This window comes from Novosphingobium sp. 9U, assembly GCF_902506425.1.
Lineage (GTDB): Bacteria > Pseudomonadota > Alphaproteobacteria > Sphingomonadales > Sphingomonadaceae > Novosphingobium.
This window is the reverse complement of record NZ_LR732469.1, coordinates 1,879,898-1,904,640: the sequence shown is the minus strand read 5'-3', so window position 1 is coordinate 1,904,640 and position 24,743 is coordinate 1,879,898. Positions and strand designations below refer to the sequence as shown.

The following is a 24,743-nucleotide window of genomic DNA, read 5'->3' as shown; positions in this document are numbered from 1 at the left end:
GTTTATGCCCTGAGCTCTGCAACGAAGATGCATGGTTAACCGCCAAACATTGCTAGAATTTAATGTTGGCGGCATGGACGCATCATGGATGACTTGAACACGGGCGCAGCGCCGACTTACGACGTGATCATCGTGGGATCGGGCGCAGCAGGACTCACCGCCGCACTCGCGCTCGCACAGACCCTCAAGGTGCTGGTGCTGGCCAAGGGCGAGCTGACCGGCGGCTCGACGGCTTGGGCGCAAGGCGGGATCGCCGCCGTGCTCGATGCCGGCGACACGTTCGAGGACCATATCCGCGACACCATGGTCGCAGGCGCCGGGCTCAACCGGCTGGAAACTGTCGAATTCGTGATCGAACGCGCGCCTCATGCGATCGAGCGGCTGGTGGAGCTTGGCGTGCCGTTCAATACCGAGGGTAATGCGCTGCACCTGACGCGCGAGGGCGGGCACTCGCACCGGCGCATCGTTCATGTCGCCGATGCGACCGGCTGGGCGGTACAGGCAGCGCTGCTCAAGGCGGCGCAGGACAACCCGAACATCACGCTACTGCCGGGGCGCGCCTGTATCGACCTGATCACCGGTAAGCATGAGCAGCGCTACTCAGGCTCGGGCCGGGTCTGGGGCGTCTATGCGCTCGATCAGGAGAGCGGCACCGTCGAAGCGCACACCGCGCGCGCGACGATCCTGGCGACGGGAGGCGCGGGCCGCGTCTACCAGTTCAGCACCGCGCCACGCGGCGCCACCGGCGATGGCATCGCCATGGCCTGGCGGGCTGGCGCACGCGTCTCCAACATGGAGATGATGCAGTTCCACCCGACCTGCCTCTACAACCTGGAGGTCAAGAGCTTCCTCATCACCGAGGCGGTGCGCGGCGAAGGCGGGCACTTGATCAACCCGCGCACCGGCAAGCGCTTCATGACCTACTACGATCCCGAGCGCCTGGAGCTGGCGCCCCGCGATATCGTCGCCCGGGCAATCGATGCCGAGATCAAGCGCTTCGGCCTCGACTACGTGCACCTTGATATCAGCCATCAGCCGGCCGAATTCGTGCGCGAGCACTTCCCCAACATCTACGAGAAGCTGCTGGGGCTCGGCATCGACATGACCAGGCAGCCGATCCCGGTGGTGCCCGCGCAGCACTACACTTGTGGGGGCATCCTCATCGATCTCGACGGCCGCACCGACCTGCCCGGCCTCTACGCGGCCGGCGAGTGCACCGAGAGCGGGCTGCACGGCGCCAATCGCCTGGCGTCCAACTCGCTGCTCGAATGCTTCGTCTTCGGCGAGGCGGCGGCGGCGCACATCCTCGATCATTGGGACGCGTTCGATGCGCCCCCACCGGTCAAGGGCTGGGACGAGAGCCGTGTCACGGAGCCCGACGAGGAAGTGGTCATCAAGCAGAACTGGACCGAGATCCGGCGTTTCATGTGGAACTACGTCGGCATCGTTCGCACCACCAAGCGGTTGGAGCGGGCCCAGCACCGTATCAAGCTGCTGAACCACGAGATCGAGGAGTATTACCGCCACTTCCGTGTCTCGACCGACCTCGTCGAACTGCGCAACCTGCTGCAGAGCGCCGAGCTGATCGTGCACTCGGCGCTGAAGCGGCATGAGAGCCGGGGCCTGCACTACACGCTCGACTATCCCGAGACGGCGGCCGAGGCGGTGGATACGGTGTTGGTGCCATGAAATCGGAGTGACAAGATCCTCCCCTGTAAGGGGAGGGGACTGCCGCCGGAGGCGCGGGTGGAATGTCCCCGCTAGCGGAGTGCTCGACCGTGAGGGTTACACCCCTCCGTCAGTCCTCTGGACTGCTACCTCCTCTTGCAGGGGAGGAATGTAAAAGGGAGAGACGCGATGACCAAGACGGCCTTCATCACCGGTTCCTCGCAGGGCATCGGCGCTGCCACTGCCAAGGCGCTCGCCGCCGATGGCTATCGCGTCATCGTCCACTACGGCGCCAACCGCGCGCTGGCCGACGACGTCGCTCGGACGATCCGAGAGCGCGGTGGCGAGGCGCAGGTCGTGGGTGGCGACCTGGCCGATCCTGCCACGCCGGCAGCTCTTGCGGCTGAAGTCGCCCAGCTCTGCCCCGAGGGCCTTCACGCGCTGGTGCTCAATGCTGCGATCATGCCGGGCAACTCCGACATCGCGGCTTGCACGCCCGACGTGTTCGATCAGCTGACCGCCGTGAACCTGCGCGCTCCGTTCTTCCTGCTGCAGAGCCTCACTCCCACGCTGGCGGAAGGCGCGAGCGTGGTGTTCCTCTCCTCGCTGACGGCGAGCCGGGCGACCGGCGCGGTTGCCGCCTATGGTGCGATGAAGGCGGCGATCGAGCACTTGGTGCGCCGCGCCGCCGCCGAACTCGGCCCCCGCTGGATCCGCGTCAACGCCGTCGCGCCGGCGACCACGGCGACCGGCCCGGTCGCGGCCTGGACCGAGACCGAGCAAGGGCGGGAGGCGACCATTTCAGTCCAGGCGCTCAAGCGCGTTGCGCAGCCCGAGGACATCGGCGACGCCATCGCCATGCTCTGCTCGGATCGCGCGCGCTGGATCACGGGTGCGGTGATACCGGTCGATGGCGGAGCGATGCTCTAGGCCCTAGCGCGAAATCGCCCTTACGGCAGAGGGGTACGCCTCTTGAAGCTCAGCCGACCCCAAGCACCCGTCCCAGGAAGATCAGCACGATCGCGCCCACGATCGAGGCCAGGCAGCCCGCCCGATTGAAGTCGCCCGAGCCACGACTCGTCACCAGCCCAGCCACCAGCGAACCGCCGATGCCGAGCAGGATGGTCGCGATCCAGCCCATGTTGACCGAGCCGGGATAGAAGAAGCGCGCGAGCACGCCGATGATCAGGCCGCTGATGATGGCACTGATGATGTTGATCATGGCTGAAGTTCTTCCCCGTCGCCGTTCGCAAGACCGTATCCTTCCGCAACGCAGCATCGGCGTGGCGGTTGCCGTCATAGTGGCACGCGCGGGGTGCTTGGCCAACCCGGCCGGGTTGCGTGCCTGAGCGCGTTGCCACGAATTGACGGTGCGCCGCCGCACATGACACACTGCGTATCACAAAGTGCGGTCGGCAAGGCCGCGATGCGGGAAGAGGCGGGCCATGAACTTCGGGTTGAACGAAGACCAACAGATGCTGCGCGATAGCTTCGCGCGTTTCCTCGACAGCGAGAGCAGCATCGCGCGGGTACGTCAGAGTATGGCGGGCGAGGGCTTCGACGGGGAGCTGTGGACCGGCTTGGCCGAGCTGGGCACCTTCGCCATGCGCGTGCCCGAGGAGGCTGGCGGGCTGGGCATGGGCACGCTCGACGCCGCGCTGGTGATGGAGGAAGCCGGCCGCACGCTGGCTCTCGGCCCGATCGCCGAATCGATCCTAGCCGCCCGCCTGATCGCGCTTACCAGCGGCGAGGGCATCGACGCGGTGATCGCGGGCGAGCAGGTGGCGACGCTGGCCTTCCGCGACATCGCGCAAGAGCCGGTGCAGTGGCTGAACGGCGGCGACCGCGCCGACCTGGTGATCGCGCGGCGCGGCGACGACCTGGTGCTGATCACGCCTGCCGATGCTCACCGCCGCGTCGACGAGTCGCTGGCCGCCAACGGCATCGCCGAGGTCGACCTCGGCCGCGCCACCCAGACCGTGCTCGCCTCCGGTCCCGAGGCGCTGGCGCTGTTCGCCGCCGCGCTGGAGGAGTGGAAGCTGCTCACCGCCTGCCATCTGCTCGGCTTGGCGCGCGAGGCGGTGCGGCTCGCCGCCGCTTATGCCTGCGAGCGCAAGGCGTTCGGCGTGCCGATCGGCACCTTCCAGGCGATGAGCCACCCGCTCGCCAACTTCATCACCGAGATCGAGGGTGGCCGCGCCTTCGCCTGGAAGGCGATCCACATGGTCGCGACAGGCGACCCGCGCGCGAGCGCCGTGATGCCGCTGGCGCTATGGTGGGCGGCCCGCACCGCCAGCACCGCGGCGATCCAGAGCTTGCGCACCTTCGGCGGCTATGGCCTGACGACCGAGTACGACATCCACCTCTACAACTTGCGCGCCAAGGCCACGGCGTTGATCTGGGGCGATCCCGCGCGCCTGCTGGAGGAAGCGGGACGTCGCCTCTACGCGGGTGAGGCGGCGGTGCTGCCCGATGTCGGCCCGGTCTCGATCGACTTCGACCTGGGCGAGGATGCCCGCGCGCTCGCCGCCGAAGTCGACCGGTTCTTCCAGGAGACCCTGACGCCCGAGCTGAAGGCGCATGCGCATTACTCGTGGGACGGGCACCATCCAGTGGTGCACAAGAAGCTCGCCGAGGCTGGCCTGCTGTTCCCCGAGCTGCCGCCAGAACAAGGCGGACGCAGCGCCAGCCCCTACGCGCGCCACGCCGTGTCGGAGGTGTGGGAGGAGCATGGCTGGTCGGGCCATGCCAAGGGCACGACGATGCTGGCCGCCGCCATGATCGACAAGTTCGGGACGGACGAGCTCAAGGCCGAGGTGCTGGCGAAGATCCTCGCCGGCGAGGCAGTCTGCTCGCTCGGCTATTCCGAGCCGGGCTCGGGCTCGGACGTGTTCTCGGCGCAGACCAAGGCGACACCGGAGGGCAACGGCTGGCGGATCGACGGCACCAAGATGTTCACCAGCGGCGCCAACTTGGCCGACTACGTGCTGATGCTGTGCCGCACCAACCCGGACGCGGCCAAGCACAAGGGCCTCACCATGTTCATCCTGCCCTTGAAGGCCGAGGGCATCGAGGTGCAACCGGTTCACACCTTTCAGGACGAGCGCACCAACGTGACCTTCTACGATAATGTGAAGGTACCGGACACCTGGCGCATCGGCCCCGTCGACGGCGGCGTGCGCGCGATGAGCGCCGCGCTGGAGCTGGAGCACGGCGGCGGCGGCTTCACCAAGGCCCATGGCATGCTGATCCGCATGGCCGAGGACCTCGCGCGTGAAATCCGGCTGGCCGGCAAGCCGCTGATCGAGGATGCCCCTGCGCAAGTCCGCCTCGCCAAGGCGCACGCGCACCACATGGTCGGCGAGATGCTGGTCTTGCGCTCGCTGTGGAGCGCCGAGGAGAAGCAGGACCTGCCCGCCTGCGGCCCGATGGCCAAGGTCTTCACCTCCGAGAAGTTCCTGGAGGACGGCTCCGACCTGCTCGACCTCACCGCGCCCTTGTCGCTGTCGAAGCGCGACGGTGCAGCGGATTACGTCAACACCGCCTACCGCCACGCGCATGGCACCACGATCTACGCCGGCACCAGCGAAATCCACCGCTCCATGATCGCCGAGCGGGCGTTGGGCCTGCCGCGGACGCGGGCTTGATGACGTATGGCTCACTTGTCCCCCGGGGGACGGGGAGGACAGCAGCCTGCAACCGCACGGGATGATTCAACTCGCCGCAAGCCTGATTCGTTTTGGCGCTCAGGAATGTGGAAAAAGAATCACGCTGAGCGGGGCATTTCCCTCTTGCGTATCAATCCAGCCAAGGACTTCCGGCGCGTCGCGGTGCGAGAGTGCACAGCCGCGCCTCCGATCCGTTCGGCGGCCCGCCACTTGCACCGAAGATTCAATCGGGCACTATGGGTTGTGGGCAGTTGATCCGGGGGGCTCAACACCTAGATTCAAGCAAGCGGCTGGGAACGGCAACTTGCTGGGCGAGAACATTGGCGTGAACAGGGGCGCAGCAGCCTTTGCATCAGCACGGCAGGAGCGTTGTTCCTGTTTTGTGCCGGTGCTACGCTGGGCTCCTCGCGATTCGAACTGCAGATAATGGCGAGATCGCCAGCAAGGGGTACGCGACGTGGACTTCAGGACGGGCAACGAAGGGCTGATAGACACCGTGGATGCCGATCAGACCGAGCTGACATTTGCCGAGAAGCCGGCTGCCAAGGCTGCCGAGCCCAAGGTCACGAAGGTGATTGCCATGGACAAGAGCGATGAGGCGACGGCTGCGCTCGTAGCCGAGGCGCCGGCGAAGAAGCCGGACGACTCCAAGACCATCCACGCCCGCCGCTTCAACGTGGTGACCGACGCGTCGCGCGATGCGCTGCTGACCGAGTTCGGCAAGGACACGCTGGACGACCGCTACCTGCTGCCGGGCGAGAAGTACCAGGACCTCTTCGCCCGCGTTGCCGACGCCTATGCCGATGACGAGGGCCATGCCCAGCGGCTCTACGACTACATCTCGAAGCTGTGGTTCATGCCGGCGACGCCGGTGCTGTCGAACGGCGGCACGGGGCGCGGCCTGCCGATCTCGTGCTACCTGAACTCAGTGGACGACAGCCTCGAAGGCATCGTCGCCACCTGGAACGAGAACGTCTGGCTCGCCAGCCGCGGCGGCGGCATCGGCACATACTGGGGCGCGGTGCGCGGCATCGGCGAGCCGGTCGGCCTCAACGGCAAGACCAGCGGCATCATCCCCTTCGTGCGCGTGATGGATTCGCTGACGCTGGCGATCAGCCAGGGTTCGCTGCGCCGTGGTTCGGCCGCTTGCTACCTCGACGTCTCGCACCCCGAGATCGAGGAGTTCCTCGAGATCCGCAAACCCTCGGGCGACTTCAACCGCAAGGCGCTGAACCTGCACCACGGCGTGCTGCTGACCGACGAGTTCATGGCCGCCGTGCGCGATGGCGCCGAGTTCGCGCTACGCAGCCCCAAGGATGGCTCGGTGCGCGGCAAGGTCGATGCTCGCGCGCTGTTCCAGAAGCTGGTCGAGACGCGGCTTGCCACCGGCGAGCCCTACATCGTGTTCAACGACACCGTGAACCGCATGATGCCGCGCCACCATCGCGAGCTTGGCCTCAAGGTCAGCACCTCGAACTTGTGCTCGGAAATCACGCTGCCCACGGGGCGCGATCACCTCGGCAACGATCGCACCGCGGTGTGCTGCCTCTCCTCGCTTAATCTGGAAACCTGGGACGAGTGGAAGGGCGAGAAGCACGTGATCGAGGACGTGCTGCGTTTCCTCGACAACGTGCTGCAGGACTACATCGACCGCGCGCCTGACGAGATGGCGCGCGCCAAGTACTCGGCCGCGCGCGAGCGGTCTGTCGGCATGGGCGTGATGGGCTTCCACTCGTACCTGCAGAAGCGCGGCATCGGCTTCGAAAGTGCGATGGCCAAGGCGCTGAACCTGCAGATGTTCCAATACATCAACCAGAAGGCCAACGAGGCCTCGATGCTGCTGGCGAACGAGCGCGGCCCCTGCCCCGACGCGGCGGACGTGGGCGTGATGGAGCGCTTCAGCTGCAAGATGGCGATCGCGCCGACCGCGTCGATCAGCATCATCTGCGGCGGCACGTCCGCGTGCATCGAGCCGATCCCGGCGAACATCTACACCCACAAGACGCTCTCGGGCAGCTTCGTGGTGAAGAATCCGTACCTGGAGAAGCTGCTCGCCTCCAAGTCCAAGGACTCCACCAACGTGTGGAACTCGATCCTGGAGCATGGCGGCTCGGTGCAGCACCTCGACTTCCTCTCGCCGGAAGAAAAGGCGGTCTACAAGACCAGCTTCGAGATCGACCAGCGCTGGCTGCTCGAGTTCGCCGCCGACCGCACGCCGTATATCGACCAGGCGCAGTCGCTGAACCTCTACATCCCGGCAGATGTCGACAAGTGGGACCTGATGATGCTCCACTTCCAGGCCTGGGAGAAGGGCATCAAGTCGCTGTATTACCTGCGCTCGAAGTCGGTCCAGCGCGCCGGGTTCGCCGGCGGGGTGGAGGCGGACAACACGCCCGAGGCGCCGAAGTTCGAGATCGGCGAGACGACCGACTACGATGAGTGCCTCGCCTGCCAGTGAGGTGAGGCGCAGCGGCTGACTAATCGCTGAAACCATACGAGATCCTCCTGCAAGGGGAGGGGGACCGCCGCTATAGGCAGTGGTGGAGGGGTGTTGTCCTCTCCTCAGCGCACTACGTGAGCGGTGACTCCGTCACGCATTGCGTGCGCGCCACCTCCCCTTGCAGGGGAGGATCTTGTAGCTTGACATTTAGAACCATATGGGTTAAGAGGGGCGGCAGGTCGGATGCAGACGAGCGGCTTTCAGGCCTGTCGCTCTTGCCCGCAACCACCGCGGCCGGCGCTTAGACGGGCGTCTGCAACCCTACGAAGCTTTGCTCTCTCACGAGAGGCCGGCGATCAGCTGCGAGCCCGTCTCGCCGGTGCTTCGTGGATCAGGGCCGAGCCGGTGGCGCTTACGCCTTCCCACGCCGGACATTCGCGAGACTGGAAGCGCGAGCCAACCCTGTCGCCAGGGCAGCGCCGGCCGCTTCATCGTCCGACCTGTTGATCACCCTTGGCGTTATCCCGCGCTCGCCGGCGGGCGATGAGCCATGTCCAGATCCTCCCCAGCAAGCCTGTCCTTAGCTTGTCGACGGGGGAGGTGGCAGACGCGTAGCGGCTGACGGAGGGGTGTAATCCTTTCTCCGCGCGCTACGCCAGCGGTGACGACCCCTCCGTCACGCACTGCGTGCGCGCCACCTCCCCTTGCAGGGGAGGATCTCAGCAAGTCGCGGCAGCTGCTCTCGCCCCCAGCTGTCCTCCCCGGCACGGGGAGGGGTGGTGGGGACTCGCCACCTCGCACAAGCTTGCCGGCCAAGTCGCGCTAGGCTGAGACTCCCCTCCACCACGCTCCGCGCGGTCCCCCTCCCCGTGCCGGGAAGGACAAGTCGCGCCGGCATGGAAAAGGCGGCAGGTTGCACACCCGCCGCCTAATCGAATTCAGCTCAGCCGAAAAGGATCAGGGCGTATGCGCGTTGATGCCGGCCTTGGCGTTCTCGTTCGCCCCGCCTGCACCAGGAGCCTTGTCGCCACCCTCGATCTTCGGCGGCTTGGCGGCAAGCGCGCCGGCAGCAGCCTGGGTGCCCGAAGGCGTGGGCTCGGCGCCCTTGCCGGCCGGAGCCACGTCGGCGCCCGCAGCCGGAGCGGCGGGTAGCGGCAGGTTCGAACCTTGTGTGTTCAGGTAGGCGATGATGTTGGCGCGGTCCTCGGCCTTGGAGAGGCCGGCGAAGGTCATCTTGGTGCCCGGCGCGAAGGCCTTGGGGCTCTTCAACCACTCGTTGAGCAAGTCGAAGGTCCAGTTGCCGCCCTTGCTCTTCAGTGCGTCGGAGAACGCGAAGCCACCGGCGCCCTGGCCGATCGCCTCGCCGACGACGCCGTGCAGGTTCGGGCCGATGCCGTTGGCACCGCCCGCGTTGATCGTGTGGCACGAGGTGCACTTGGCGAAGATCGCCTCGCCCTTGGCCGGATCGGCCGCAGCCAGCAGGGTCGCGATCGGGGCTTCCTTGGCGCCCTCGCCGCCTTCTTCCTCGACGCCTTCGATCACGTAGCCCAGCTTCTCGGGGCGGTGCGGCTTGTTGGCGCGGAAATAGTGCGAGCTGACGCTGCTCAGGCCCAGGGCGACGACGCCCGCGAATAGCGTCCAGCCGGCGATGGTATTGAAGCGATCTTCCATTAACGGGTGCCCCGGGAGATTTTTGGTCAGCTGATTGGCTCCGCGCTCTAGTGTCGCGCGGGGGCGAGTGCAAGAGCCATTGCGGTCGCCAGCGACGCGGCCTAAGCGCCCCGGCACCATGGATTCCTACCCGCAACCCGCCCGTGCGCTCGTCGCGCAGATGGAGGCCGCCGCCGCTGCCGACCCGGCCCGCGTGCTGGCGCTGCAAGGTGCGCCCGGCTGCAACGGTCACCGCGCCGCGCTGGAATACGACGCCGCGTGCCTGCCGCTGCCCTGCTTTGCTTTCGAGGATGCGCTCGACGCGGTGAAGGACGGCCGTGCCGACCGGGCGATCATTCCCATCGAGAATTCGCAGAACGGTCGCGTCGCCGACATCCACTTCCTGCTGCCCGAGAGCGGGCTGGCGATCGTGGGCGAGCACTTCATGGCCATTCGCCATGCGCTTATGGGGCTGAAGAACGTTCAGGGTGGGACCGGGCCGTTCACCGGCGCCTACAGCCATCCCCAGGCGCTCGGCCAATCGCGCCATTTCCTACGCGCCCGCGGCATCGTGCCGCTGTCCTACCCGGACACCGCGGGCGCTGCCGCCTACGTGAAGGAGCAGGGCGACACCTCCGCCGCCGCGATCGCGCCCAAGTTGGCGGCCGAGCTCTACGGGCTGGAGATCGTGGAGGACCGGGTCGAGGACGCGGCTGACAACATGACGCGCTTCGTGGTCCTGGCGCGCGAGGCGCTAGATCCGGCAAGCCTGGCAGGCCCGGCGATGACCACCTTCATCTTCGAGGTGAAGAACGTGCCGGCTGCGCTCTACAAGGCGCTGGGCGGGTTCGCCACCAACGGGGTCAACATGACCAAGCTGGAAAGCTACCAGGTCGGCGCCAGCTTCGCAGCGACGACCTTCTACGCCGACATCGAAGGCGCACCCGGCGATCCGCGCATCGACCGCGCGATGGAAGAGCTGGCGTTCCACTGCAAGTACGTGCGAATGCTGGGCAGCTACCCGCAAGGACGCGCGCGGGGTTGAGCTGATATCCTCGCCGCAAGGGTAGGAAGTAGGATCTTGCACGATCGCCTCCCCGCTTGCACCGGTCCCGCGCCCATGCCACCACTTGGCCGGTGAGCGCGGGCGGCCCCAACAGCGTAGATGCGGCGGCCACGCGCGACTGGGAAGCGATCCGCGCGTCCTCGGACATCCAGTTCGCCCCGATGCCGCCGGTCAAGCCACCCGAGACGCCCGCCTGGCTCGAATGGCTGAGCAAAGCTCTGCGCGCGGTGTTCGGGCCGGTGGCGGAGTGGCTGGTCGCAGCCTGGCCTTGGGTGCAGAAAGGCTTGATCGTCCTGGCCGTGCTGCTGGTCGCGTTCCTGGCCTGGCGCCTGCTCGGCCCGCTGGTCGCACGTTGGCGTGGGCGCGCACCGGCCCAGGACGCCTGGACGCCGAGCCGCGAGGAAGCGCTGGCCTTGCTGGAGGACGCCGACCGCCTCGCCGCGCAAGGCCGCTTCGGCGAGGCCGCGCATCTGCTGCTCCTGCGCAGCGTCGGCCAGATCCGGGCGCGGCGCCCCGGCACGCTGGTGCCCGCCAGCACCGCGCGCGAGATCGCCTCGCTGCCGCAGCTGCCGCAAGCTGCGCGGACTGCCTTCGCCGTAATCGCCGAGCGGGTGGAGCGCTGCCTGTTCGGTTTGCGCGATCTCGACCTGGGTGACTGGCAGGCCGCGCGCGCCGCCTATTCCGACTTCGCGCTTGCGGACTTGCGCGCATGAGCGAGGCGGCGATGTCTCCTGTCGGCGCCAATCCCTTTACCGTCCGCACGGCGCTGATGCTGGTGCTGTTCGGCTGCGTGGTCTTCGTCGCGCTGTTGTGGATGATCGGCAACGGCCTGGCCGATGGCGACGCCAACAACGGCGGCGCCCATGCCGAGGGGCGGGGGCTGAACGGCTTTGCTGCCCTCGCCGACCTCGTCGAACGGCGCGGCGCCACGGTGCGTCGCAGCCGGAGCAAGGCGGCGTTCGACGGGCCGGGCTTGCTGGTGCTGACGCCGGCGGTCCACGCAAAAGCGCGCGACATCGAGGAGGCGATCGGCCGCCATCGCCATCTCGGGCCCACGCTGCTGGTGCTGCCCAAGTGGCTGGCCTTCCCGGTTCCGGCGCAAGTGGCAGCGGCCGGCAAGGCCAAGCCCGGCTGGGTCATGGTCGCAGGCGGACAATCGCCCGAATGGGCGGATGAGCTCGCCAGCCTGGGTTCGCTCGACGTGCGGATCGAGCAACGGTCCGCCGATGACCGCGGGTGGCGCTGGAACGGGCTTGGCCGCTCGGGCCGGTTGCCTGCGAAGGCGCCCGAGCAGTCGCTGTCGTCAGGCGCGATCGCTGCGCTGGTGCGCGATGCGCGCGGGCAGACGCTCGCCGGCTACCTCGACGATGGCTCCGCCCCGCCTCGCCTGTCGGGCCGGGCATGTGAGGCGGAAGCGCCGGCCTATCCGCTGTTGGTCGTGGCCGAGCCCGACTTGCTCGACAATTACGCGCTGGCCGACCGCGATCGTGCCCTGCTGGCGCTCGAGCTGATCGCCCGGGCGCGGGACGGAGGCGACGAGCCGGTCACCTTCGACCTCACGCTGGCGGGGCTGGAGCGCAAGGCCAACCTGCTGACGCTGGCGTTCACCCCGCCGTTCCTGGCCGCCACGCTGTGCCTGCTGCTGGCCGCGGCGACGACCGGCTGGCGCGCGTTCCTGCGCTTCGGCCCGCCGTTGGCGCCCTCGCGCTCGATCGCGTTCGGCAAGCGCGCGCTGGTGAGCAATGCGGCGGCGCTGATCGTGCGCTCGCGCCGCTTGCACTTGCTGGGCGGGCCCTATGCCGAAGCGGCGCGCCAGCGGCTTGCGCGCGCTTTCGCGCTGCCCCGGACGGGCGACGCTGCTGCGGAGGCCGCAGCCCTCGACCGCGCCGCACGCGCGGCGGGTCGCGGCGACCATGCCTTTTCTCAAGCCGCCGCAAGGCTGGGCCAGGCGCGCTCCGAGCGCGAGCTGGTCAAGGCCGCGGCCGATCTCCATGCGCTCGAAAGGACGCTTACCAGATGACCATGCCTCTCTCCGAGGTCGCCGACCTGGCCACCGCCATCCGCGGCGAGATTGCCAAGGCGGTGGTCGGCCAGGCCGAGATCGTCGACCACCTCCTGATCGCGCTGATGGCGCGCGGGCACGTGCTGCTCGAAGGCCCGCCCGGCACCGCCAAGACCTTCCTGTCGCAAAGCTTCGCGGCCAGCCTCGGGCTCGACTACGGCCGCATCCAGTTCACGCCGGACCTGATGCCGGGCGACATCCTGGGCTCCAACCTGTTCAACTTCCAGACCAGCACCTTCACGCTGACGCGCGGGCCGATCTTCCGCGAGCTGCTGCTGGCGGACGAGATCAATCGTACCCCGCCCAAAACGCAGGCCGCGCTGCTGGAAGCGATGCAGGAGCGGCAGGTGACGCTGGACGGCACACGGCACCAGCTGCCGCCGCACTTCACGGTGGTGGCGACGCAGAACCCGATCGAGAGCCAGGGCGTCTACCCGCTGCCCGAGGCGCAGCTCGACCGCTTCCTGTTCAAGCTTTCGGTGCCCTATCCCAGCCACGAGGAGGAGCGCGCGATCGTCACCCGCTATGCCGAGAACCGGGGCTTGCCCGATCCGGCCGAACTGGGGATCGTGGCGGTCGTGACGTCAGAACAGCTTACCGCAGCGACCGAGGCACTGGCGCAAGTCACCCTCGCCGAGCCAGTGGCGGACTATGTGGTGCGCCTGGTCCGCGCGACGCGTGAGAGCAATGACTTGGCGCTCGGCGCGTCGCCGCGCGCTGCAGTGCTGCTGGCCGGTGCAGCGCGGGCGCGGGCGGCATTGGAGGGGCGCGACTACGTGCTGCCTGACGATGTGAAGGCGCTGGCTGCGGCTACCTTGCGTCACCGCCTGGCGCTCAGCCCTTCGGCCGAGATCGAGGGTCGGCAAGTCGAGGATCTCGTCGCATCGCTCGTCGCCGCAACCGAGGCGCCGCGCTGAGCCAGAGCATGAACACCATCCGGCGCCCCATTCTGCAACCCTCTCCGTTCGTGTCGAGCGAAGTCGAGACACGTGGCTGTAGCGCTTGCGTGTCTCGACTTCGCTCGACACGAACGGGATGGGCGGGTGGTAGCTTGATGCCGGAGGAAAGCCCTTAGTGTCCCCGCTCGTTCCTACCGCACGCACGGTCGCCGTGCTCGCTGGCTTGGCGCCCGTAGCGGTGCTGGTCGCTGCGATCGCTCCGGGGGCATGGCTGGCGGTGGTGGCTCTGGCGCTGCTCGTCCTACTTCTCGCCATCGTCGACGGCCTGCTCGCCGGGCCGCTGGAGAGCTTTACCGTCAGCGTGCCTGGCGATGCCGAAGTCGGCGCCGAGCACCATTTCGCCTTCCACGCGCAGTTTCGCAGCGGCCGCCGCAGCGGGGCGGAGGCTGCGCTTGCCTGCGATCCGCGCCTTGTCGAGGCAGGCCGCGCCTCGGCGCCACTCGGCGGCCAAGCCGTCATGGCCGGCCGCGCCCCCTTCACCCCCTCGCGACGCGGCACGGCGCGCGTCACCGCCGCCTGGCTGCGCTGGACCGGCCCGCTCGGCCTCGGTGCCCGCCAGCACGCGCGGGTGCTGGGCGAGGAGGTGCGCATCTGGCCCAACCTGTCCGACGTGCGCAGCCCCGCGCTGCAGACGTTTCTGCGCGACGCGCAGTTCGGCCTCATTGCCCGGCGCATCCGCGGCGAGGGCACCCAGTTCGAGGCGCTGGCCGAGTACCAGCCCGGCATGGATCGCCGCCGCATCGACTGGAAGGCCTCGGCCCGCCACCGTCACCTCTACGCCAAGGAGATGGAGACCGAGCGCAACAACCAGATCGTGTTCGCCTTCGATTGCGGCCAGGCGATGTGCGAACCCGTCGCCGGCATGGCCCGCATCGACCGCGCCACCAGCGCCGCGCTCACCACTGCCTATGTCGCGCTGAAGGGCGGCGACCGAGTGGCGCTTTACGGCTTTGCGGCAAGACCCGAGGCGATGAGTCCGTTCATCTCCGGCTCGGGTCAGTTCCACCGCCTGCAACGCGCCGCCGCCGCGCTCGACTACCGCCCAGAGGAGCCCAACTTCACCCTGGCCATGGCGACGCTTTCGGCGCGGCTGACGCGGCGCTCGCTGGTGGTGGTGTTCTCCGACTTCACCGATCCCACCGGGGCGGAGCTGATGGTCGAAAGCGTCTCGCGGCTGGTCGCGCGCCACGTGGTGCTGTTCGTGACTCTGGCCGACAGCGAGCTGGAGGATCTGGCGGTCGCCGCCCCGGCGGACCTTTCGAGCGTGGCGATGGCGGTCTCGGCCGATGGCCTGCAGCGCCAGCGTGCGCTGGTGCTGCAGCGCTTGCGGCAGCTGGGGGTGGATGTGATCGAAGCGCCCTGGGACAAGATCGGCACGCGGCTGCTCGACGCCTACTTCGCGATCAAGCGCAAGGGGGTGATCGGGTGATGGATTCGTCGCCCCTCACCCCCTCTACCTTGATGGGCGCCCTCCTGCGCTCCGACCGCTTCCGCATCGAGCGCGAGGCAGACTGGCAGCGCCTCGACGCGATCGTCACCGCCATGGAGCGCGGCCGCCTGCGCCGCATCAGCGACGAGGACTTGCTGGCGCTGCCGCAGCTCTACCGCACCGTTGCCTCAAGCCTTTCGATCGCGCGCGCGATCTCGCTCGATGCGGCTACGCTGGGTTATCTCGAGTCGCTGGTGCAGCGCGCGTGGTTCGTGGTCTACGGCCCGCGCTCGTCGTTGATCGACTGGCTGCGCACCTTCCTGGGTAGCGGTTGGAGCCGCTCCGTGCGCGGGCTGGGCCTCGATCTCGCGCTTGCTTTTGCGGTGATGTGCGCGGGCGTGCTGGTGGGCTGGCTGCTCGTGGCGCACGATCCGGAGTGGTACCAGGCGCTGGTGCCGGGCCAGTTCGCCGACACCCGTGTGCCAGGTGCCAGCCGCGAGGCCCTGCGCGCCACGCTGTTCGGCCATGGCGAGCAGGACGGGCTGGGTGCGTTCGCCGCCTACTTGTTCAGCAACAACGCCGGCGTCTCCATCCTGGCTTTCGCGCTCGGCTTTGCGTTCGGGGTGCCGACGCTGCTGCTTTTGGTGCAGAACACCGCGATCCTCGGCGCCATGCTTTGGCTCTACCACGGCGCAGGCCTCACTATGGACTTCGCCGCCTGGATCGGCGTCCACGGCACCACCGAGCTGTCCGCAATCCTGCTGTCGGGCGGAGCGGGGCTCCACATCGGCCGGGCCATGGCCTTTCCCGGCAACCGCAGCGTGCTTGCCGCCGCCTCTGAAGCCGGGCGGCGCGCCGCGCAAGTCATGGCCGGCGTGGTGATCATGCTGGTGGTGGCCGCGATCCTGGAGGGCTTTGCCCGCCAGCTGGTCGACAATACACCGGGCCGGCTCGCCATCGGCGGGTTCATGCTGGCACTCTGGTGCGCCTACTTCTTCGCCTTTGCGCCCGAGCGGCCACACGCCCACGCTGGAGCGCGCCGCTGATGGCGCGCACCGCCGCCATGCCGACGCGGTACCGGCGCAGCGTGCGCGACCGTGTGCTGGTCACCCCCGAAGGCGTCGCGCTGCCGCTGACTGTCGCGAGCCGCGGCGCCCGCGCCGGGGCGCTGATGCTCGACTTTGTGTTCCTGGGCGCCGTGTTCGTGGCGGTGACGATCGCGCTGATCTCGCTCGCAGGCGGTGTCGCACAGTTGATCGGGCGCTTCGGCAGCGGTGGCGAGGCGCCTGCCGCATTGCAGTTCCTGATTGTGGTCTGGATGATCACCGCTTTCCTCGCGCGCTACGCCTGGTTCCTGTGGTTCGAGCTGGGTCCGCGCGGTGCGACGCCTGGAAAGCGGGTGAATGGCATCCGCATCGCCGCGCGCGACGGCGGCCGCCTCACGGCAGAGATGGTGATCGCGCGCAACCTACTGCGCGATATCGAGCTGTTCCTGCCAGTTGCCTTCATCGCCTCTGCCGGGGTGGACAGCCCGCCGGCGTGGCTCGCCGCCACCGCCTGGTTCGCGATGTTCCTGCTGTTCCCCTGCTTCAACCGCGACCGGCTGCGGGCCGGGGACGTGATCGCGGGAACCTGGGTGGTCGAAGCGCCGCGCCGCAAGCTGGAGCCGACGATGAGCGTGCCGGCCAGGCCCGCGGCTGAGGCGTCCGCCTACCGGTTCACCGAGGCCGAGCTGGCGGTCTACGGCGAATACGAGCTGCAGACGCTCGAGCGCATCCTGCGCGAGGACCGCGAGGCGGCGATCGAATCGGTGCAAGCGACCATCGCCGCCAAGATCGGCCGCGATCCCTGGGTGCCCGAATCGCGTGCGTTCCTGGAGGCCTACTACGCCCAGTTGCGCGCCCGGCTGGAAGCGGGCATGCGAATGGGCCGGCGCAAGGCCGACAAGCATGCGGGGGACCCACCATGATCGCCGACCTGCGGATCGTGCCCGACGACCTCACGGGCCCTGAGATCCTGGCACTGCTCCAGCTGCACCTCGACGACATGCACCAGTGGAGTCCGCCCCAAAGCGTCCACGCCATGCCAGCCGAGCGGCTGCGCCAGCCCGATCTCGCGTTCTTCTCGGCCTGGGCCAGGGAGGGAGAGCGCGAAACGCTCGCGGGCTGCGGCGCGATCAAGCACTTGGGCGAGGAGCATGGTGAGCTGAAATCGATGCGCGCCGCGCCGGAGTATCGCGGCCGGGGCGTAGGCAAGGCGATCCTCGACCGCCTGCTCGCCGAGGCGCGGGCGCGGGGCTACACACGGGTGAGCCTGGAGACCGGCCGGCCTGCGCCGTTCCACCCCGCGCAGGCGCTCTACCGGGCGAACGGCTTCGTCGAATGCGCGCCGTTCGGGGACTATGTGTCCGACGACTTCAGCATGTGCATGACGCGCGAGTTGTAAGGCGCACACCAGCCGCCAGTCGCCCTCTCCCCTTGAAGGGAGAGGCAGGAACCCTGACCTCTCGGCTCAACTTGCAGCGCGCACCGCCGCACACCACTGCCCGAACAAGTCCAGCCGCTCCCACAGCAATGCGCGCGTGCCGGCCATGTTGTGGACGTGGCCCATGCGCGGGCAGACGAACAAGTCCATGCTGCTGGCCGAGCGGTAGGCGCGCGCCTCACCAGCCGGATCGGGCACGAGATCGCGCTCGCCCATCGCGGCCAGCACCGGCACCGTGATCGCCGCAGCCTCGGTCGCGACCACGCCGGGCGTCAGCGTGGAGCGGGCGGCGCGCTCGGGCGTGCGGCGGGCGTACCAGGGCCCATCGTCGCCATGCTCGGCGGTGCCGCCCGCAATCGCGTCGTAGTGGCGCAAGTCGCGCTCGACCACCTCGCGCGGCACGTCGTCATAGTGGAAGCCCCAGGCCAGCGCCGCCCAGGCCGCACCGCCCCGTCCGCTCCGCTCCGCCGCGGCCAGCGCCTCGGCGTTGAGCGGCTCGGCGCCCTCGCCCCATCCAGTCTCCAGCCCCGCGTCGCGCGGGTACCAGCCCACGGTCACCAGCTCTCCGCCCGGCGGCGCCAGCGGATGGGTGTGCACGGCGCTGAAGCCCAGCACGCCCAGCCGATGATAGCTGCGGTGCCGCGCCTGCTGGTAGATCGCCAGCGCTCCGCCGAGAGCCAGGCCCAGGCCCAGCACCGTCGGCTGGATCACCGGCGGATAACCGGCCAGCAGCACGCCGTTCGCCAGCCGGGCGAGGATGTCTTGCTCGGCGGCATGGGCGGCGGCGGCCAGCGTCGCGAAGTCGAGCCGCTCGCGATCAAGCGCCTCGGCCTCGGGCGAGCGGTCGCAGCCCAGTGTATCGAGCGCGACGAAGATCCAGCCGCGGGCGGCGTGGAACGCAGCCTGGGCGCCAGCACCGGCACCGGGCAGGTCGTGCGTATAGTAGGCGCGCGTGTAGCTGCTGCTCGGCCGTGCGAAGCACACTATGGGGTGATCAACGGGCGCGTGCTCGGGCAGGGTCACGGTGGCCGCGATGTGCGCGGCGACGCCCAGGCGCGCGGCATCGCTGACGTCGATCGTGATCTCCAGCGTCGGCATTGCCCGATTTCCTCCCTCGCCACGCTTGTTGGCGCGATTGACCGGGCGCGGCAATGGCATAAGCTCGGCGGCGAAACCGAAGGTGGGAGACGCATGCCAGGCCATCGGCCATCCGACCGCTCGCTTTCCGAGCTGCTGGCGGGGCTGCGCCTGGCGGGCCGGACGTGGTGCTATGCCGACCTTGCCGCACCCGCCGGCCTCGCGATCCCCGCGGCGGCCGGGTCGGTGCACGTCCACGCCGTCATCCATGGCACCGTCCGCCTTGCGGGTGTCAGCGGAATGCAGCTGGAACTGGGCGCGGGAGATGCCGTCGCCATCCTCTCGGGTGAGGCGCATGCATTGCGCACCACCGCCGGCGCGTCTGCCGAGCCGTTGGAGTTCCTGCGCACCCCGTGCGAGGCCGACGTGCCGCCCGCCTTCGTGCTGGGCCAGGGCAGCGCGATATCCGCTCGTGTGCTCAGCGGCCGACTGTCCGCGGCCTGGCCGGCGGAGGCTTCGCCGGCGACCCTGGCACCGGTGTTGCGCCTCGGCGCGGAGGGCGTGGTCCCGCGCGATGCCCTGGCGCGTGCGGCGATCGGCGCCGGCGCCACGGCGCTGCTGACGCGCCTGGCCGATACGCTGGTGGTGGCCGCGCTGCGCAGCGCTCCGGGGGCACGCGCCTGGCTCTCGCCCGAACTGGATGATCCGATCGGCGAGGCGTTGCAGCTCATCGCCGGCGATCCTTCGCATCCCTGGACAGTCGAGTCGCTGGCGCGGGCCGTCGGCATGGGGCGCTCCAACTTCGCGGCGCAGTTCACCCAACGGCTCGGCCAGGCCCCGATGGAGGTGGTGACCGCGCGCCGCATGGACGCAGCGGCCGCACTGCTCGCGCAAGGCAAGCTCAAGCTGGCCGAGATCGCCGAGCTTGCCGGCTATGGCTCGGAGGCGGCGTTCAGCCGGCGCTTTACCCGCCATTTCGGGGTCACTCCCAGCCGCCACCGCGAGATCGCGCGCGAACGCCAAGCACAGCCGGCGGAGGCGCCGCGGTTCAAGCCACTGTTGGGGCGGGCGGCCCCTCTCGTGGATCGCCCCGTGCCGCAGGATCCAGCGAGCAAGTCCGCCGCTGCGGGCGAGCGCCGGCATGCCATCCTGCTGCGCCAACCGCGCGGATAGAAGCGCGCGAAGGGTACCTTCCGTCCGGGGGAGATAAGCGGACGATCGAGCAGGGCCGCTGGAGGCGCAGAACTTGCCGCCAATCCCGCTCTGCGCGACCACTCCTGCCAGAGACATAAGGGAGAGACGCCATGGCCACCGCCGCCCTCGACAAGCCGCAAGCCCAAAGTGAACGAGGGCAGACCATCAAGGTCATCGATGCCGACACCCACCTGACCGAGCCCTGGGACCTGTGGACCAGCCGCGCTCCGGCCAAGTGGAAGGACCGCGTTCCGCAAGTGAAGATGCACAACGGCGCGCAAAGCTGGGTGATCGACGGCGATAAGGTGATCGGCTTCAAGGCGCATCCCAACAGCTCTATCCGCAAGGACGGGACCAAAGTGCGCAACCTCGACGAGTTCCTCGGCCTGGAGATGCACGACGTCCACGCCGGCTCCTCCAGCCTGACCGAGCGGCTGCAGGTGATGGACGAGACCGGCATCCATGCCCAGATCGTCTACCCCAACATCCTGGGCTTCGGCGGCCAGGCGACGGCCAAGGTCGATCCCGAGCTGCGCCAGGTCTGTGTCGAGCTCTACAACGACGCCGTGGCCGAGATGCAGGAGGCGTCGAACGGCCGCTTCTTCCCGATGGCGCTGCTGCCCTGGTGGGACGTGAGCAAAGCTATCAAGGAAACCGAGCGCTGCCGGGCCATGGGCCTGCGTGGGATCAACATCAACTCCGACCCGCATTATCACAAGGACGACGACGGTAACCTCATCCCGGACCTCGCCAGCCAGCACTGGGACCCGCTATGGGCGGCGTGCGAGAGCCTGGAAATGCCGGTCAACTTCCACATCGGCGCCTCCGAGCAGTCAATGGACTGGATCGGACAGCAGGGCTGGCCCTCGCTGACGCGAGACCTGCGCTCAGGGCTGGGCGGCGCGATGCTGTTCTTCAACAACGGCCGGGTGGTCGCGAATATCATCTACTCGGGGCTGCTCGATCGCTTTCCCCGCATCAAGTTCGTCTCGGTGGAGAGCGGAGTGGGCTGGGTGCCCTTCATGATGGAGGCGATCGACTACCAGCTGGCCGAGATCGCCGCGCCCAAGAGCTTCGCGATGAAACCGTCCGAGTACTTCAAGCGCAACTTCTACGCCTGCTTCTGGTTCGAGCAGGAGGGGCTGGACGACGTGCTGCGCCGCGTGGGCATTGACAATTGCCTGTTCGAAACCGACTTCCCGCATCCCACCGGGCTCTACCCAATCGAGAACCTGGAAGGACGCCTGGGCAACTTGACCTTCGAGGAGCGCGACAAGGTGCTCAGCCGGAATGCGGCGAAGCTCTACAAGATCGAGATTTGAGCAAGCTCGCAGGCTGGCTGTTCCGTCCCGACGATCCGCTGAACAGGCGTTCAAATTGAGGGTTCACCGCGGGACGTTTTCGCCCTAGCCACGCTGCGCGAACAACTTCCGGGAGGAATCTGAACATGAGCTACAAAGTCGCCATCGTCACCGGCGCAGCTGCCGGCATCGGCGCCGCTTGCGCCAAGCGACTGGCCAAGGAAGGCGTCGCAGTCGGCGTGCTCGACCTCGACGAAGCGCGCTGTGCCAACACCGTCCAGGCGATCAAGGATGCCGGCGGCACCGCCATCGCGCTGGGCGCCGATGTCTCCAACCGCGCCTCTGCCAGCGCTGCGGTCGAGAAGTGCCGCGACGCGCTGGGGCCCATCACCATCATCGTCAACAACGCCGGCGTCACCGACTTCACCAAGTTCGAGGACCTGACCGACGACCGCTGGGACTTCGTCTACGCCATCAACGTGCGCGGGCCGATGATCATGACCCAGCTGGTCCTGCCCGACATGAAGGCGGCGAACTGGGGCCGCGTGGTCAACATTTCGTCCTCGAGCGGGCAGACAGGCGCGATCAACATGGTGTGCTACTCCTCGTCCAAGGGCGCGGTGATCACGATGACCCGCTCGATGGCGCAGGAGTTCGGGCCCTACGGCGTGACCGTGAACAACATCCCGCCCGGCTCGGTGATGGGCACGATCATGTCCGAAGAAAACCGCGACCGGTTCCAGATCCCCACCGAAGTGCTGCTGCAGACGATCCCGGTGCGCCGCATGGGCGAGCCCGACGACATCGCCAACGCCTGCGCATGGCTGTGCGACGAGCGCAGCCAGTACGTCACCGGCCAGACGATCGGCGTCAATGGTGGGCGCGTGGTAAGCTGACGCGTCATCCTCTCTCCGCTGGGGAGAGGAGGCGCGTATCGCAACAAAAAGGCCGGCGAGGTTTCCCCGCCGGCCTTTTTGTTGCACCAACCCGAAGATCAGGTCTGCTTCGGATCGCCGGCCGGACCAGCCTCCTTGTACCGCTCGATCGCCTCCAGCGTGATGCGGTGCGCCTCGGCGCGGCCACCCCAGACGCCGACGCGGACCCACTTCTTCTTTTCCAGGTCCTTGTAGTGGGTGAAGAAGTGCTCGATCTGCTCCATGACGATGCCGGGCAGGTCGTCCTTCTCGGACACGTTGGAGTAATACGGGAACACGCTGTCGGCGGGCACGCAGACCAGCTTCTCGTCGCCGCCGGCTTCGTCTTCAAGGTTCAGCACCGCGATCGGCCGCGCGGCGACGACCGAGCCGGGCACGAAGGGCGAGCGCGCGATCACCAGCGCGTCGAGCGGGTCGCCGTCGGGCGAGAGGGTGTGCGGCACGAAGCCATAGTTGGCGGGGTAGCGCATCGGCGTGTGCAGGATGCGATCCACGAACAGTGCGCCCGATGCCTTGTCGAACTCGTACTTAACCGGCTCGCCACCGACCGGCACCTCGATGATCACGTTCAGACTTTCAGGTGGATTGTCTCCAACGGGAATCATGTCGATACGCATGGCCGTCCTTCTCTCCTGCAGCGCAGATGCCGCGGTTGACTTGGGTGCGGGCGGCTTAGCGGCGACAATGCTGCGCCGCAACGTGAATTGATGCTTGCTATTCGGTAAGCTTGCGCGGGGGTGTGAAGGGCATCGTGCACCAACCTTACGCGCATGTTGCCCACGTTCGCTCGACATGAACGGGCTTCAGGATGGCAAGACGCACGCCCGCTGCTTCGCTTTCAGCCCTTCGGCGCGAGTAGCTTGTCCAGCCCGGTTTCCTTCCCGCCGACCCGCTCCAGCCAGGGATAGCGCAGGCCGCCGTTCCAGGTGACCGGCACCGTCTGGAACTGCTCGCCCCGCTTGACCAGCAGCTCAATCGCCTTGTTGCTGCCCTTTCCTGCGGTGACCGCGTCCTTGATCACCTCGGGCGTATAGGCGGTGCCGTTCACCGCGACGATCTTGGCGCCCTTGACCACGCCGGCGTTGAAAGCCGGGCCGTCCCACACCGCCGAGGTGACTTCGCCTTCGTTGTTGATGGCGAGGCCGAGCGAATAAGTCAGGTCCAGCGTCTTGCGGTCCTTGGACGCGCCTTCGGTGTAGGCATTGGGCTTGTCCTTCCACACCAGCTTGTAGCCTGCCTTCTCGATCCCTGCGAGCGGGGCGGGCGCGTTGGGCTTGTAGAGCCGGTCGCGCAGGAAGCTGGCCCAGTCGTGGGCGTAGACGCTGTTCAAGGTGCTCACGACATCGTCGAAGGTGTATGTCAGCTCACCCCAGTCGCCATCGCGCATGCCGAAGAAGGCCCGGGCGAAATCGTCCATGCCCTTGGCGCCGCGGGTGCCTTGGCGGATCACCTGGTCGGTCTCCAGCCAGACCAGTGCGCCTTCGTTGTAGTAGTCCTCGCCGCGGGTGAGCGAATCGTGCGGCAGCGCCTTGCGGCCGTTGATGATCGGATCGTAGGTCGTATCCTCGACCGAGCGCCAGCTACGGCCCGGGAGCCCCTCGGAGTAGCGCCCCGCCTGCGCCGCCAGTGCGCCCAGCACCACGTCCTTGCTCTGCACGCCCGAGCGCGCCGCCAATACCAAGCCCCAGAACTGCGTCTGTCCCTCGTAGACCCACAGCAGGTTGCCGCGCATCGGGTACTGGTATTCGGGCGTCCAGAGATCGGCCGGGCGGCGGTACTTGCCGTTCCAGCTGTGCACCAGCTCGTGGGGCATGACGTTGCGATCCCAGTCCATCTCCTTCCAGTCGACCCAGGTATTGGGCTCCATCTGGTTCTCGCTGGAGCGGTGGTGTTCCAGGCCAATGCCGCCCATGCGGTCGGTCAGCGCCAGCATCAGGTCATAGTGGTCGAAGTGCCGGGCCCCGAACAGCGCCGTCGCCTCGGTGACGAGCTTGCGGTAGGTTTCCAGGTGCTCGGGCTTGATCGCCAGATCGCGCGCATCGTCGGCGACCGCGTCAAGCTTCACGTTCTGCCCCAGGTCCCAGCTCTTGGCGTGAAGCCCTGCGAAGATCGGCGAATCGACCAGAGTGGCGTAATCGACCTTGCTCCAGCGCACCGTGTCGCCCTGGCGCGTCATGCCATCAAGCGCGGTGAACACGCTCCAGCCGGCCGGCACCTTGACGGTCGGCACGACCTGGATCTGCCGGGCGTAGTAGCCGGCGGGATAGAGGCTCATCTTCTCCCACTGCAGGTTCAGCATCTCCTGCGTCATGGTGATCCGACCCTCGGCTGTCTGCAGCGGCGAGGTGTGGACGAAGCGGGCGGTGACCGTCTTGATGCCCTCAGGCAGCGCGAGGTGGAAGGCGTTCACCTGCACGTCGTCGCGCTGCCAGGCGATCGGCTTGCCGTCCGCCTCGAAGCGGATCTGCGCGAACAGCGCCAGGCTGTTGCGTGGACTATGGCCGCCCGGGATCCACAGCGGCTCCAGCAGCGTCAGGTCGCGGGTGCCGGCAGCGACGGGGATCGTCTGCGTTACCGCATAGATGCCGCGCCGGGTATCGGTGGCATCGATGTTGAGCGCGATCGTGCCCGGATAAGCAACATCGCGCGGCGCTGGCAGCTCCGGCGGCAGGGCGAGCGCCTCGGGCGCGCTGTTGCTGCCGGCTTGCTGCGCGGCTGCGGGCATCGCGAGGGAAAGGAGGATGGCGAGCGGTGCGACCGCAGATCGTATTGTCATGCCAGGAAAACCTTGCCCACACCGCTGAAGATCG

Annotated in this window: 20 protein-coding genes; 15 read left to right on the top strand and 5 right to left on the bottom strand. The window is 68.0% G+C overall.

The genetic code is table 11. The features are described from left to right. Positions 1-84: 84 nt before the first annotated feature. Both nadB and GV044_RS08865 read left to right on the top strand, forming a co-directional pair. Positions 85-1,689, top strand: a complete 1,605-nt coding sequence (nadB, locus tag GV044_RS08870; protein ID WP_159868321.1) for an L-aspartate oxidase — start codon at positions 85-87, stop codon at positions 1,687-1,689. A 168-nt stretch (positions 1,690-1,857) separates the two neighbouring features. After that, positions 1,858-2,598, top strand: coding sequence for an SDR family NAD(P)-dependent oxidoreductase (locus GV044_RS08865; protein ID WP_159868318.1), 741 nt, complete (start codon positions 1,858-1,860; stop codon positions 2,596-2,598). Positions 2,599-2,647: 49 nt separating this feature from the next. Here the strand turns inward: GV044_RS08865 and GV044_RS08860 are convergent, their stop codons facing one another. Then, on the bottom strand, positions 2,648-2,890 hold the full coding sequence (locus GV044_RS08860) for a GlsB/YeaQ/YmgE family stress response membrane protein (RefSeq protein WP_159868315.1): 243 nt from the start codon (positions 2,888-2,890) through the stop codon (positions 2,648-2,650). Positions 2,891-3,113: 223 nt separating this feature from the next. Between GV044_RS08860 and GV044_RS08855 the strand changes: the two genes are divergently transcribed. Next, entirely contained in the window at positions 3,114-5,315 is a 2,202-nt protein-coding gene (locus GV044_RS08855; protein WP_159868312.1) for an acyl-CoA dehydrogenase family protein, read from the top strand. 538 nt (positions 5,316-5,853) lie between these two features. Beyond that, on the top strand, positions 5,854-7,794 hold the full coding sequence (locus GV044_RS08850) for a ribonucleoside-diphosphate reductase subunit alpha (protein ID WP_371741610.1): 1,941 nt from the start codon (positions 5,854-5,856) through the stop codon (positions 7,792-7,794). Between the two features lie 939 nt (positions 7,795-8,733). On the opposite strand, the gene GV044_RS08845 is transcribed toward GV044_RS08850, so the two are convergent. Beyond that, the gene (locus tag GV044_RS08845) at positions 8,734-9,447 is read right to left on the bottom strand and encodes a cytochrome c family protein (RefSeq protein WP_159868306.1); all 714 of its coding nucleotides are present in this window, start codon (positions 9,445-9,447) and stop codon (positions 8,734-8,736) included. 118 nt (positions 9,448-9,565) lie between these two features. Between GV044_RS08845 and GV044_RS08840 the strand changes: the two genes are divergently transcribed. From GV044_RS08840 to GV044_RS08805, 8 genes are all read left to right on the top strand, one after another. Beyond that, positions 9,566-10,471: a prephenate dehydratase gene (locus GV044_RS08840; protein WP_159868303.1), complete on the top strand. Its 906-nt coding sequence runs from the start codon at positions 9,566-9,568 to the stop codon at positions 10,469-10,471. Between the two features lie 92 nt (positions 10,472-10,563). After that, positions 10,564-11,205, top strand: a complete 642-nt coding sequence (locus GV044_RS08835) for a hypothetical protein (protein ID WP_159868300.1) — start codon at positions 10,564-10,566, stop codon at positions 11,203-11,205. Further along, positions 11,202-12,512: a DUF4350 domain-containing protein gene (locus GV044_RS08830; RefSeq protein WP_159868297.1), complete on the top strand. Its 1,311-nt coding sequence runs from the start codon at positions 11,202-11,204 to the stop codon at positions 12,510-12,512. Before GV044_RS08835 ends, GV044_RS08830 begins: the two co-directional genes overlap by 4 nt. A gap of 2 nt (positions 12,513-12,514) precedes the next feature. Continuing rightward, positions 12,515-13,471 (top strand): MoxR family ATPase, encoded by a 957-nt coding sequence (locus GV044_RS08825; protein ID WP_201299083.1) that lies wholly within the window; start codon positions 12,515-12,517, stop codon positions 13,469-13,471. 157 nt (positions 13,472-13,628) lie between these two features. Further along, positions 13,629-14,942: a DUF58 domain-containing protein gene (locus GV044_RS08820; RefSeq protein WP_159868291.1), complete on the top strand. Its 1,314-nt coding sequence runs from the start codon at positions 13,629-13,631 to the stop codon at positions 14,940-14,942. Beyond that, positions 14,942-15,988 (top strand): stage II sporulation protein M, encoded by a 1,047-nt coding sequence (locus GV044_RS08815; protein ID WP_159868288.1) that lies wholly within the window; start codon positions 14,942-14,944, stop codon positions 15,986-15,988. Before GV044_RS08820 ends, GV044_RS08815 begins: the two co-directional genes overlap by 1 nt. Continuing rightward, complete coding sequence (locus GV044_RS08810) at positions 15,988-16,911, top strand: RDD family protein (RefSeq protein WP_236554820.1); 924 nt, start codon at positions 15,988-15,990, stop codon at positions 16,909-16,911. Before GV044_RS08815 ends, GV044_RS08810 begins: the two co-directional genes overlap by 1 nt. Next, positions 16,908-17,387, top strand: coding sequence for a GNAT family N-acetyltransferase (locus tag GV044_RS08805; RefSeq protein WP_159868285.1), 480 nt, complete (start codon positions 16,908-16,910; stop codon positions 17,385-17,387). Before GV044_RS08810 ends, GV044_RS08805 begins: the two co-directional genes overlap by 4 nt. Before the next feature lie 66 nt (positions 17,388-17,453). On the opposite strand, the gene GV044_RS08800 is transcribed toward GV044_RS08805, so the two are convergent. Further along, positions 17,454-18,584: a hypothetical protein gene (locus tag GV044_RS08800; RefSeq protein ID WP_159868282.1), complete on the bottom strand. Its 1,131-nt coding sequence runs from the start codon at positions 18,582-18,584 to the stop codon at positions 17,454-17,456. 33 nt (positions 18,585-18,617) lie between these two features. Here GV044_RS08800 and GV044_RS08795 point away from each other — a divergent pair, with 33 nt between their 5' ends. The 3 genes from GV044_RS08795 to GV044_RS08785 all read left to right on the top strand — a co-directional run bounded on the left by GV044_RS08795 (position 18,618) and on the right by GV044_RS08785 (position 21,894). After that, positions 18,618-19,676, top strand: a complete 1,059-nt coding sequence (locus GV044_RS08795) for an AraC family transcriptional regulator (protein ID WP_159868279.1) — start codon at positions 18,618-18,620, stop codon at positions 19,674-19,676. A gap of 131 nt (positions 19,677-19,807) precedes the next feature. Further along, positions 19,808-21,019, top strand: coding sequence for an amidohydrolase family protein (locus tag GV044_RS08790; protein ID WP_159868276.1), 1,212 nt, complete (start codon positions 19,808-19,810; stop codon positions 21,017-21,019). A gap of 125 nt (positions 21,020-21,144) precedes the next feature. Then, a complete protein-coding gene (locus GV044_RS08785) occupies positions 21,145-21,894 on the top strand; it encodes an SDR family NAD(P)-dependent oxidoreductase (RefSeq protein WP_159868273.1) in 750 nt (249 codons plus the stop codon). Between the two features lie 98 nt (positions 21,895-21,992). Here GV044_RS08785 and ppa read toward each other — a convergent pair whose 3' ends face one another. Both ppa and GV044_RS08775 read right to left on the bottom strand, forming a co-directional pair. Further along, positions 21,993-22,550 carry an inorganic diphosphatase gene (gene ppa / locus GV044_RS08780; RefSeq protein ID WP_159868270.1) on the bottom strand — a complete coding sequence of 186 codons (558 nt, stop codon included), beginning with the start codon at positions 22,548-22,550 and terminating at the stop codon, positions 21,993-21,995. A gap of 221 nt (positions 22,551-22,771) precedes the next feature. Continuing rightward, positions 22,772-24,709 carry a M61 family metallopeptidase gene (locus GV044_RS08775; protein ID WP_201299038.1) on the bottom strand — a complete coding sequence of 646 codons (1,938 nt, stop codon included), beginning with the start codon at positions 24,707-24,709 and terminating at the stop codon, positions 22,772-22,774. Positions 24,710-24,743 lie beyond the last annotated feature (34 nt).

What these genes read in the sequence shown, in the direction of transcription:
- GV044_RS08855 (WP_159868312.1), top strand. Translation starts at nt 3,114, where the DNA reads ATGAACTTCGGGTTGAACGAAGACCAACAGATGCTGCGCGATAGCTTC.
- GV044_RS08795 (WP_159868279.1), top strand. Translation starts at nt 18,618, where the DNA reads ATGCCAGGCCATCGGCCATCCGACCGCTCGCTTTCCGAGCTGCTGGCG.
- GV044_RS08790 (WP_159868276.1), top strand. Translation starts at nt 19,808, where the DNA reads ATGGCCACCGCCGCCCTCGACAAGCCGCAAGCCCAAAGTGAACGAGGG.
- GV044_RS08840 (WP_159868303.1), top strand. Translation starts at nt 9,566, where the DNA reads ATGGATTCCTACCCGCAACCCGCCCGTGCGCTCGTCGCGCAGATGGAG.
- ppa (WP_159868270.1), bottom strand. Translation starts at nt 22,550, where the DNA reads ATGCGTATCGACATGATTCCCGTTGGAGACAATCCACCTGAAAGTCTG.
- GV044_RS08860 (WP_159868315.1), bottom strand. Translation starts at nt 2,890, where the DNA reads ATGATCAACATCATCAGTGCCATCATCAGCGGCCTGATCATCGGCGTG.
- nadB (WP_159868321.1), top strand. Translation starts at nt 85, where the DNA reads ATGGATGACTTGAACACGGGCGCAGCGCCGACTTACGACGTGATCATC.
- GV044_RS08810 (WP_236554820.1), top strand. Translation starts at nt 15,988, where the DNA reads ATGGCGCGCACCGCCGCCATGCCGACGCGGTACCGGCGCAGCGTGCGC.
- GV044_RS08800 (WP_159868282.1), bottom strand. Translation starts at nt 18,584, where the DNA reads ATGCCATTGCCGCGCCCGGTCAATCGCGCCAACAAGCGTGGCGAGGGA.
- GV044_RS08775 (WP_201299038.1), bottom strand. Translation starts at nt 24,709, where the DNA reads ATGACAATACGATCTGCGGTCGCACCGCTCGCCATCCTCCTTTCCCTC.
- GV044_RS08845 (WP_159868306.1), bottom strand. Translation starts at nt 9,447, where the DNA reads ATGGAAGATCGCTTCAATACCATCGCCGGCTGGACGCTATTCGCGGGC.
- GV044_RS08785 (WP_159868273.1), top strand. Translation starts at nt 21,145, where the DNA reads ATGAGCTACAAAGTCGCCATCGTCACCGGCGCAGCTGCCGGCATCGGC.
- GV044_RS08805 (WP_159868285.1), top strand. Translation starts at nt 16,908, where the DNA reads ATGATCGCCGACCTGCGGATCGTGCCCGACGACCTCACGGGCCCTGAG.
- GV044_RS08830 (WP_159868297.1), top strand. Translation starts at nt 11,202, where the DNA reads ATGAGCGAGGCGGCGATGTCTCCTGTCGGCGCCAATCCCTTTACCGTC.
- GV044_RS08815 (WP_159868288.1), top strand. Translation starts at nt 14,942, where the DNA reads ATGGATTCGTCGCCCCTCACCCCCTCTACCTTGATGGGCGCCCTCCTG.
- GV044_RS08825 (WP_201299083.1), top strand. Translation starts at nt 12,515, where the DNA reads ATGCCTCTCTCCGAGGTCGCCGACCTGGCCACCGCCATCCGCGGCGAG.
- GV044_RS08865 (WP_159868318.1), top strand. Translation starts at nt 1,858, where the DNA reads ATGACCAAGACGGCCTTCATCACCGGTTCCTCGCAGGGCATCGGCGCT.